Source organism: Streptomyces sp. T39 (genome assembly GCF_008042045.1).
Lineage (GTDB): Bacteria > Actinomycetota > Actinomycetes > Streptomycetales > Streptomycetaceae > Streptomyces.
This window is the reverse complement of the sequence record NZ_RDBP01000218.1, coordinates 1-4,700: the sequence shown is the minus strand read 5'-3', so window position 1 is coordinate 4,700 and position 4,700 is coordinate 1. Positions and strand designations below refer to the sequence as shown.

Sequence of the window (4,700 nt, the reverse complement as noted above, 5' to 3'; positions counted from 1 at the left end):
CGTCGGGTCCCCGCCAACGGCCGCAATGGCCTGAGCTCCGCCGCGGCGCAGCCCGTGCGCGGTGATCTGCTGCCAGTTCTTCGCCCCTGCACGGTGCGCGCGGCCGCGGACCCAGTCGTTGATGGCGTCACCGGTCACGTAGTTCCCGCGCTCGGTCGCAACAGATCGGTTCTGCAGCGTGCCGCGGGACGTGAGCGCCCGGAAGAACGCCCCCTCGCTCACCCCGAGACGGTGCAGCACAGTCAGCCAGTCCCGGACCGCGGCCACCGGGTCAAGCAGGGGATCCGGGTCCGCGGGGATGTCCGTGTGCTCGCCCTTGCCGTCCTGGTCGGTCTTGGAGGAGCGGATGTGCAGGGTCACGAAGTCGTCGTCGACGGACACGTCCGCGATCGACAGGTCAGCGAGCTCGATACGCCGGTTGAGGGCTCCGCGGCCGAGGAGGAGCACGCACCGGTCCCGCACGCCGGCCGGTGTCGTCAGGTCACAGGAGGCGACCATGGCGCGCAGCAGGGCGTCGGTGATGGGCGGGGCCTTGCGCACCGCGGTCCGCTTGCTCCATTCCTTGCGGTACTCGTTGAGCATGCCGCGGGCCTGCTTCGTGCCGGGCTTCATGTCCTCGGGCATCGCCGTCCGGATCGCCGACATGGCCGCGCTGATGCTGTTCGGGGACCGCCCGAGTTCGATGAGGTGGGCGACGTACTCCACGTAGGTCGCGGTCGTGCACGGGATCGCGACCCGGCCGTGCTGGGCGCACCATGCCTTGAACAGGTTCCGCTGCGACTCGTAGTTCGCGCTCGTGTTCTTTGGCGCGGACTGGTTCTTCAGCCGTTCGGCGGTGCGCTCGGAGACGTACAGGTCCCGCTCGGTGTACCGGGGGGCGTCGTCCTCGGTGGGCAGGTTCTGGCCGGGGTAGAGCACGGTGTGCCGGTCGACGGCCGGGCGGGCGGGCGGCGCGGGCCTGGTGAGGGCGGGGAGGTGGTCGTCGTCCACCAGCTCGGCGTCGACCACCTCCTGGTCGTTCTCGCTCATGGGAGCAGCGCCAACTTCACTTCCATGCTGATTGTGAACCGGTGGCCGCAAGGCTGGAACCACATGAGGTCCTTGTGATGCCCGATGTTCTGGGATGCCGCACCACAGTGGGGGCATGGCGGCAGCGGAGGGTAGTCGGGCGCCTGGAGCATCTCGTCCACGATGCGCTGCTCGCGGTCTCGCAGGGCGTCTCGGATCGCTCGCATGGTGTTCACGTCAATCTCGGGAGGCGGTTCGCCTGTCACGCTGATCCCCTCTCAGGGCGGCTCAGGCAAGAGCCACCTACAAGGGAAATTATACGAGGGAGATCACAGAAGGATGCCCCGACGCATTCAGCGCGCCGGGGCCCGTTCGATCCGTTCGATTCTTCGTCAGGAGCCGTTTTAAGCGGCGGCTTGTTCGTCGACTGGCTCTGCGTCCTTGCGTGCGTGGCACTCCAGATACGCGGCCATCGCCCGAACTATGCGCAAACTGTCCTGAGCGTTACCAAGAGCGTAGTTGCACGGACGGCAGAGCAAGTCTCGTACCGCACCGGTCCGGTGGTCGTGGTCGACGTGCAGGCGATGGTCCGGTGTGATGCCGCAGATTGCACACTTCCCGTCCTGCTCGGCAACCTTCGCCTGATACTGCTCCATGGTCATGCCGTAGTTCCGCTCAAGGTTCTTGGCGTACACCATGTCCTTGCCGCCGCCGGGCCGGTTGTACTTCTCCTTGCGCTGAGCGGCGGTGCATACCTTGCAGTACGGCGAGTGTGGCCGGGTGAACTGGTCGATCCCCTTCTCCTCCTTGCAATCGGGGCAGGTCTTGCTGGTCAGGTTCGCGGCGATCTGTCTGCGGTTCGCCCGATGGGCTCGGTTGCGGCACAAGTCAGTGCAGTACTTCGACTTCGGGTGGAGCCCCTTGACGGTCGACAACTCGACCTCACACCCCGAGTAGCCGCAGCGTCTCTCCAGTTCGGCCGTCAGCGCTTCCTGCATCGTTCCCCTATCCCCCTTGGAGTAGTTGAGCTACTCTAAGCGTAGCAGTAGTCAAGCTACTCCACCCCGCCTACGGTGAACCCATGGACCTGACCGGCTACCTGACCTCCGACGAAGCAGCAGAACGACTCGGCATCAACCGCCAGAGCCTCTACAACCTGGCCAGTCGCTCCCCAGACTTCCCGAAACCGAAGAAGATCGGGCGCACATCCCTCTGGCCAGAGGGTGAGTTGGATGAGTGGCGGACGCGGCACCCGAAACGACAGATCACCGAGCAGTGAGGACCACGACCATGGCGCAGACCCGCGAGCGTCGCATGTACCTGTACTGGAAGTCCCTCAAGCGCAGCCGCTCGTACCAGCACGACTACCGGAAGGGCTGGGTGCACGGGCCGCTGATGCAGGTGGCCATGCGCTTCAAGACACCGATCCGCGAGGTCCGGGACATCCTCGACGCGCAGAAGAGTCCCGCCCCCGACCGCACTACCATCCGCATCACGGATCAGTGAGGAGCACTACCCCGAACGCGACGGTGCCCCGCCTGAAGCAAGCAGGCGGGGCACCGTCGCGTGCAGGTTAGTCGACGACAGGGGGCGCCTTTCGCATCCTGCGCTCCACTTCGTTGCCGTGATCAGCCAGCAGGTCAGACATTGTGTAGGACTTGACCTCAGGCGGGAACACTGCGTGCACGTCCATGGTTCCGTTATCGATCAAATGGAGAGCCCTCACGTCGGCACGAAAGATCGCTTCGGCGCCGTCCCGCTTCACCAGGAGCACCATCTCGCGCGCATCACAGAGCTGGTTGTCGCAGTACAACTCAAGGCGCCCTGGGTCTGCATCACGATCGGAAGCGGATCGCTTGACCGTATGGCTGCCGCAGAACATGCACTGCACTGGGTTCGGCTCGTTGGCATACGTTGTCTTCGGCTGCTGGCGGCGCAGCCACGGTGCAGCCCCCGCCTCCCACTCGTCATCCATGAGGGGAGCCTAGTGGGGACCATGGCTCGCCGTCCGGTGGAATCCGATGTGCGACCTGGATGCGGTCGGGCCGCGCTGTCCCTGATACCGCGACCCCCGCGCACCCTGCCCATACGGCGCGGCCGCCGCAGACGAGCACTGGAAGAAGCAGAGCTGTCCGACCTTCATGCCCGGCCACAGTTTCACTGGCAGCCGCGTCAGGTTCGATAGCTCCAGCGTCACATGGCCCGAGAACCCCGGGTCGATGAACCCCGCCGTTGAATGCGTGATCAACCCGAGCCTGCCCAGCGACGACTTTCCCTCCAGCCGAGCAGCCACATCCGCCGACAGAGCCACCGCCTCGAACGTCGACCCCAGCACGAACTCCCCCGGATGCAGCACGAACCCCTCCCCCTCCGGCACCACCACGAGACGCGTCAGGTCCCGCTGCTCCACCGCCGGGTCGATGCAGTCGTACCGGTGCGAGTCGAACACCAGGAACTGGCGGTCCAGGCGCACATCCAGCGACGCCGGCTGCACCATCGCAGGCTCGTACGGGGTGATGCCGATACGGCCGTCAGCTATCGCGGCCTCGATGTCACGGTCGGAAAGGAGCACCCTGCGAGCGTAGAGCCGGCCGTCGCAGACGTTCCCCTCGTCCAGTTCGTCCGAGTTGCCGGGGAAGTAGTAATTTCCAGGTGGCGAGGATACGCCTGTCACCGCACCCCCCCGCCGACACGGTCATGCCCAACTCGCCTACGGTGGCGGCATGCAGAAGCCCAAAGATCGTCGATGTGATGTGAAACACAATCTGGCGCGGTGCGGGACGGGCTAAACAGTGCCGATGCGTTCCGATGCGTTCCGATGCGTGCCTATGGGTTCCCCGACACCACCCAATTGGCCCTGACAGCACGACTCGTGGCGACTGTCCGATTGGGGACGGCCTGCGCGTCCCCTCTAAGATGTCCACCAATGCAGGAGGAGCCACAACCCGACTCCGGTTCCGAGGCCAATGGTCGGGTGAGGCTCCTCAAGCGTGAAGCAATGCCTCCTAGCAAAGGAATCGATTCACGTGGATGAGACTAGCAACTCCTGTGTCACATTCGCACGACGGGCTGCTCAGGCATGCCGTCGCGCGATCAAGCGCCTGGACCTCCGCGGCCGGTACGACCGGCATCAGCGCGAAGTCCGCCGTCACCTTCTCTACGGAGCCGTAAGCAAGTTCGGCAGCTGGGGCGCCGGCATCCTCATCACCTACCTGATGAGCCGCTGACACCCCGCCTGTGCCCCCGCCCCCGCGGCGGGGGCACAGGCACGTCCAGGGGAACATCTTCCCCGAGCAGTGCAACGCTGGGAGCATCCCCTTCCCGGACCGCGAGGTACTGCCCATGTCCCAGCAAGACACCCCCACGCCCACCTTCCGCAGCGACGTGACCGTCGACCTGGTGAAGCACACCGCCGGTGACTCCGACGTGCTGTGGGCCGCCCGGGTCTCCACAGCGGGTGAGCAGTCGCTCGACGAGCTCTCGAAGGACCCCGAGCGCTCCAAGGGACTCATCAACTATCTGATGCGCGACCGCCACGGCAGCCCCTTCGAGCACAACTCGATGACCTTCTTCATCAGCGCACCGATCTTCGTCTTCCGCGAGTTCATGCGCCACCGCGTCGGCTGGTCGTACAACGAGGAGTCCGGCCGCTACCGCCGTCTGGACCCGGTGTTCTACGTCCTCCCCGACGC

8 protein-coding genes are annotated in these 4,700 nt (G+C 65.5%); 4 read left to right on the top strand and 4 right to left on the bottom strand.

Annotated features, from left to right (window positions below):
* Together EAO77_RS37285 and EAO77_RS37280 are read right to left on the bottom strand one after the other, a co-directional pair.
* The coding region (locus EAO77_RS37285; RefSeq protein ID WP_147992700.1) for a tyrosine-type recombinase/integrase at positions 1 to 1,029 on the bottom strand (1,029 nt) is incomplete at its 3' end.
* 383 nt (positions 1,030 to 1,412) lie between these two features.
* A complete protein-coding gene (locus EAO77_RS37280; protein WP_147992699.1) occupies positions 1,413 to 2,006 on the bottom strand; it encodes an endonuclease VII domain-containing protein in 594 nt (197 codons plus the stop codon).
* Positions 2,007 to 2,089: 83 nt separating this feature from the next.
* On the opposite strand from EAO77_RS37280, the gene EAO77_RS37275 reads away from it, so the two are divergent.
* Positions 2,090 to 2,287: a helix-turn-helix transcriptional regulator gene (locus EAO77_RS37275; protein ID WP_147992698.1), complete on the top strand. Its 198-nt coding sequence runs from the start codon at positions 2,090 to 2,092 to the stop codon at positions 2,285 to 2,287.
* A gap of 11 nt (positions 2,288 to 2,298) precedes the next feature.
* Complete coding sequence (locus EAO77_RS37270; RefSeq protein ID WP_147992697.1) at positions 2,299 to 2,514, top strand: hypothetical protein; 216 nt, start codon at positions 2,299 to 2,301, stop codon at positions 2,512 to 2,514.
* 67 nt (positions 2,515 to 2,581) lie between these two features.
* On the opposite strand, the gene EAO77_RS37265 is transcribed toward EAO77_RS37270, so the two are convergent.
* On the bottom strand, positions 2,582 to 2,983 hold the full coding sequence (locus EAO77_RS37265) for a hypothetical protein (RefSeq protein ID WP_147992696.1): 402 nt from the start codon (positions 2,981 to 2,983) through the stop codon (positions 2,582 to 2,584).
* Between the two features lie 9 nt (positions 2,984 to 2,992).
* Positions 2,993 to 3,580 carry a dCTP deaminase gene (gene dcd, locus EAO77_RS37260; RefSeq protein ID WP_147992695.1) on the bottom strand — a complete coding sequence of 196 codons (588 nt, stop codon included), beginning with the start codon at positions 3,578 to 3,580 and terminating at the stop codon, positions 2,993 to 2,995.
* A 454-nt stretch (positions 3,581 to 4,034) separates the two neighbouring features.
* Between dcd and EAO77_RS37255 the strand changes: the two genes are divergently transcribed.
* Together EAO77_RS37255 and thyX are read left to right on the top strand one after the other, a co-directional pair.
* On the top strand, positions 4,035 to 4,235 hold the full coding sequence (locus EAO77_RS37255) for a hypothetical protein (RefSeq protein ID WP_147992694.1): 201 nt from the start codon (positions 4,035 to 4,037) through the stop codon (positions 4,233 to 4,235).
* A 115-nt stretch (positions 4,236 to 4,350) separates the two neighbouring features.
* The coding region (gene thyX, locus EAO77_RS37250) for an FAD-dependent thymidylate synthase (RefSeq protein ID WP_147992693.1) at positions 4,351 to 4,700 on the top strand (350 nt) is incomplete at its 3' end.